At 66.6% G+C, this 4,198-nt stretch carries 2 protein-coding genes; one reads left to right on the top strand and one right to left on the bottom strand.

Going from position 1 to position 4,198, the window contains the following annotated elements:
- Nucleotides 1-81 precede the first annotated feature (81 nt).
- Nucleotides 82-2,412 carry an immune inhibitor A domain-containing protein gene (locus ACFU7D_RS28935; RefSeq protein ID WP_378873791.1) on the bottom strand — a complete coding sequence of 777 codons (2,331 nt, stop codon included), beginning with the start codon at nt 2,410-2,412 and terminating at the stop codon, nt 82-84.
- A 480-nt stretch (nt 2,413-2,892) separates the two neighbouring features.
- Here ACFU7D_RS28935 and ACFU7D_RS28930 point away from each other — a divergent pair, with 480 nt between their 5' ends.
- Nucleotides 2,893-4,050, top strand: a complete 1,158-nt coding sequence (locus ACFU7D_RS28930) for a ubiquitin-like domain-containing protein (RefSeq protein WP_378729541.1) — start codon at nt 2,893-2,895, stop codon at nt 4,048-4,050.
- The last annotated feature ends 148 nt before the right edge of the window (nt 4,051-4,198 follow it).

Here is a 4,198-nt window from a genome sequence, read left to right as displayed (position 1 = left end):
GACCAACACATTCGACTGTGTTGGTCTCGACACCGCTCGCTAGCGCTCGCGGGCTCGACCAGCGGGGCTGATCGGATCAGATCAGGAGACGCTGATCTTCATGATCCCCTTGCGCTCGTCCGAGGAGAGCACCGTGATCTTCACGCCGCTGCCGGCGGTCTTGGTGGAGTGCGCCGGGTTGGACGCGTCCCAGTAGGCCGTCTCGGAGTTGTCGTAGAACGTCGGCACGCTCTTGTGCCGCGGCACGTTCAGGACGTTGTCGGCGCCACCGGCGACCTCGGCCTCGAGCCGCAGAGCGTCGGCACGGTCGACGTCGAAGGTCGAGTCGTAGCCCTGCATCCGGTTCCGGGCGAGGGTGCCGTTCGACCACAGGCTCGGCTTCGCGGTGGAGTCGACGACCAGCGCCTGGCCACCACCGGGGTGCTCCGAGGTGTTGTTGTCGCCGTACGCACCGTTCTGGTACCAGACCAGCAGACCGTCCTGGTAGGCGTAGTGGTCGACCTTGTCCGGCGCGGTGACCCCGTAGCCGAAGTTGTACGGACCCTCGGCCAGCGTCTTGTCGTAGCCCTTGTACTGCCGGTTCTCGGCGATGTAGAAGCGCGGGTACGTCGAGGTGTAGGTGCCGTCGGTGATGCCCATGTACTCCTTGACGGTCCAGTCGGCGAAGGACGAGAAGTCCGTCGTGTAGGCCGAGCCGACCGAGAGGTCGTCGATGGCGAAGCCGTAGTAGGCGACGCCGCCGTCGTTTGCGGTGCGGAAGCGGAGCGTCACGTTCTGACCGGCGTACGCCGAGAGGTCGGCGGTCAGGTCGACGTACTCGGTCGGGTCGTGGTCGGCGCAGTTGCCGTCACAGGTGCTGTCGGAGGTGCCGTGGATGCCGTTGTTGTACTCGGCCGAGGACAGGTTCGTCGCCAGCGGCGTCGACCAGGTGGTGCCGCCGTCGGTGGAGGCCTCCAGGAAGGTGAAGTCGTACTCCGCCTCGAGGTCGTACTTCACCTTGGCCGAGAGCGTGCCACCGTCGGGGACGGTGATCGCAGGGCTGACCGCGGTGGCCGTGCGGTCGTCGCCCTTGCCGGAGTAGAGGAAGGACTTGCCGGAGGTGCCGGAGCCGACGTCGTGGGTCGTCTCCCCGTCGGGGAGGTTGACCACGAGTGCCTGCGGGGTCTTCGACCCGGTGTCGTGGAAGCTCGGGCCCAGGGTCAGCTTCTTCTTGGAGCCGGCCTCGACGGTGTCGTAGTTGAGCCAGCCGAGGAAGAGCTTCTCGGGGGCGCCCATGTGGTTCGGGGTGGTGCCGATGGTGCCGTCACCGTGGCCGAGCCAGGAACCCGAGCTCATCAGGGTCCAGAAGCCGGTGCCGTTCTCGCCGCCCGCGGTGTCGTAGAAGTCCGGCAGACCGAGGTCGTGGCCGAACTCGTGGGCGAAGACGCCCAGGCCGCCGTTCTCGGGCTCGGTGGTGTAGTCGCGGATCCAGATGTCGGTGTTACCGATCTTGACGCCACCGGCCTTCGGGAAGTCGGCCGGGCCGTCGGAGCCGGACGCGTTGGCGGCCCAGCGGTGCGACCAGATGGTCCACGGGTCGGCGCCGGCCTCCTCGCCCGCACCGGAGTGGATCGCCTGGAAGTGGTCGATGTAGCCGTCGGCCTCGTTGAAGTTGCCGTCGCCATCGAGGTCGTAGCGGTCCCAGATGTCGTAGTCCTGGAGGTACGCGGTGATCTCGGCGTCGGTCTTGCCCGCCGCCTTCTGCGACTCGTACCAGGCGTTGGCGCTGTCCTGGACGTAGTTCTTCATGGCGGAGGCGGTCTCGTCGCCGGTCGCGCTCTGGTAGTAGGACTCCGCGTGCGGGAGCGTGACCCAGTCGCTGACGTCACCCTGGAGGTCGAAGCGGCCGCTCGACATCTCCTTGTAGACGTTGTGGAACGACTCCTCGCCCTTGTTCTGGTTGAAGAACATGTCCATGTAGTGCTCGCGGGAGAAGTCCTCCTCCCAGTAGGTGGAGTTGTCGTCCTCGGCGGGCGGGGCGATCTCGTTGTGGAGCGGGCCCGAGGTGTTCTCGGGGAAGGCCGGGTTGCCGCCCTCGCCGAACTCGACCAGGAAGCTCAGCAGCTGGGACTTCTCGGTGGGCTCGTGCTCCACCCAGCGGGTGTTCTTGCCCGAGCCCATCTTGACGACCTGGCTGCCGTTCTTGGTGACCGTCTGCTTCTCGCCCGTGGCAACCGCGGTGGCGGCGTTGGTCTTGAGCTCAGTGCGCTTGGTGTTGAGCGCGTCGGGCTTGTTGTCGACCTTCTGCTTGACGGCGGCCGCAGCAGGGGTCCCCTCGGTCTCGACGGCGCTCGCCGACGAGTGGGTGAGGATCACTGGCGTCACGCCTGCGACCGCGAGTGCGGCCAGCGCGCTGGTAACGCGTCTGTTCATCGTTCCTCCGGAGTCTGGTGACATCGCGCACATCTGCCTTCCCCGAGAACTGACCGGCACGACGGGCCATCACGACAGAGATGGCTTCGGAGTACAACACCAAGCAACGCAGTTACCTGTAAAGGATTTGTCGCCTATTGGCCAGGGGGAGCGAAATTTCGTGGCGGGATTACGACATGCGCCGTGATCAACCCGCTTGACCAGCGATTTCGACGTGGTGAATCGCACACCTGTTATTCGCTGCGACAGGTATTGACAACCGTCTATGGCCCCCATTTGATACCGAGATTGCATGCTTGTAATTGCCTGCTGATCGGTTAGGGGACTTGCATTTAACCGACCGCATTTGTTCCGCTGTCCGGCGAGATAGCCGGGATCGGGACAGATCCGGACGGTGTTGGGGGTGGGCCTCAGCGCGTAGATCACCAGATCTCGCAACACCGTTCGCCCGTGCCCGGGGACACCAAACATCGGAGCATCGTGCCCCCCAGCAGCACCAACTCGTGGTTCCGCAACATCGCTTCAACCCGACGCCGTAAGGCCGTTCTGGTCGGCGGACTGGCCGCCGCAGTGGTCGCCGCAGGCGGCGCAGCGTACGGGGTCAAGACCGCCCAGACCGATGTCGTCGTCTCGATCGACGGCAAGGCCAAGGACGTCAGCGTCAACGCCGACACGGTCGGTGAGGTCCTCGAGGCCGAGGGCATCGAGATCGGCGACCGCGACGCGGTTGCCCCATCGCTCGACACCGAGGTGGAGGACGGGAGCGCGATCAGCGTCCGCTACGCCCGTCAGCTGAGCCTCGAGGTCGACGGCAAGTCCCAGGACCACTGGGTCACCGCGACCACCGTCGGCGGCGCGCTCGCCGAGCTCGGCCGCGACTACGACCGGGCCGAGCTCTCGACCAGCCGCGGCGCCTACATCGGCCGCGACGGGATGTCGCTCGACGTCGTCACGCCGAAGGCCGTCAAGGTCGCCCTGGCGGGGAAGAAGACCAAGAAGGTCAGCGTCACCGCGCTGACCGTCGGCGACGCGCTCAAGGACCTCGGCGTCGAGCTCGAGCCTCGGGACCAGGTCTCCCCGGCCTCCGACAAGGCTCTGAAGAGCGGTCAGAAGATCGTCTTCACCGACTTCTCCGCCAAGAACCGGAAGGTCGCCCGCGAGACGGTCGAGGCTCCGGTCAAGGAGATCGAGGACTCCTCGATGGCCAAGGGTGAGACCGAGGTCGTCGAGGAAGGCTCCGACGGAGTCCGTTCGGTGACCTACCGCATCTTCTACAAGAACGGCGAGGCCGTCTCCAGGAAGGTCCTCGAGCAGAACGTCATCGAGGGGGCCGAGACCCGCGTCGTCAAGATCGGCACCAAGGAGGAGGCCCCTGCGGCCAACTTCGCCGGCGGCAGCACCGTCTGGGACCAGCTCGCGCAGTGCGAGTCCGGCGGCAACTGGGCGATCAACACCGGTAACGGCTACTACGGCGGTCTGCAGTTCAACGTGCAGACCTGGCAGGCCTACGGTGGCTCGGGTCTCCCGAGCGAGAACAGCCGCGAGACCCAGATCGCGATCGCGACCAAGGTCCGTGACGCCAACGGTGGCTACGGCTCCTGGCCGGCCTGCTCGCAGAGCCTCGGTCTGCCGCAGTAGCCGCGACTCGGCGCATCTGTCCCGGATTCCGGGCTCGAGTCGGCGCGGCTGTGGCCGCCAAATGGGGGAGACGCGCCGGCAGGGGGGTGGGGTGCGGGCGAGATGCGCCGCCGCGGCGCGGGGGGGCGCCGCGGGGGGGGAGGGACGC

The sequence above is a fragment of the Nocardioides sp. NPDC057577 genome, assembly GCF_042801335.1.
Taxonomy (GTDB): Bacteria; Actinomycetota; Actinomycetes; order Propionibacteriales; family Nocardioidaceae; genus Nocardioides.
The sequence above is the reverse complement of the archived record's forward strand: the minus strand, read 5'-3'. Positions and strand labels throughout refer to the sequence as shown.

Excerpts from the sequence above, each read along its gene's own strand:
- ACFU7D_RS28935 (WP_378873791.1), bottom strand. The coding sequence starts at position 2,412 with ATGAACAGACGCGTTACCAGCGCGCTGGCCGCACTCGCGGTCGCAGGC.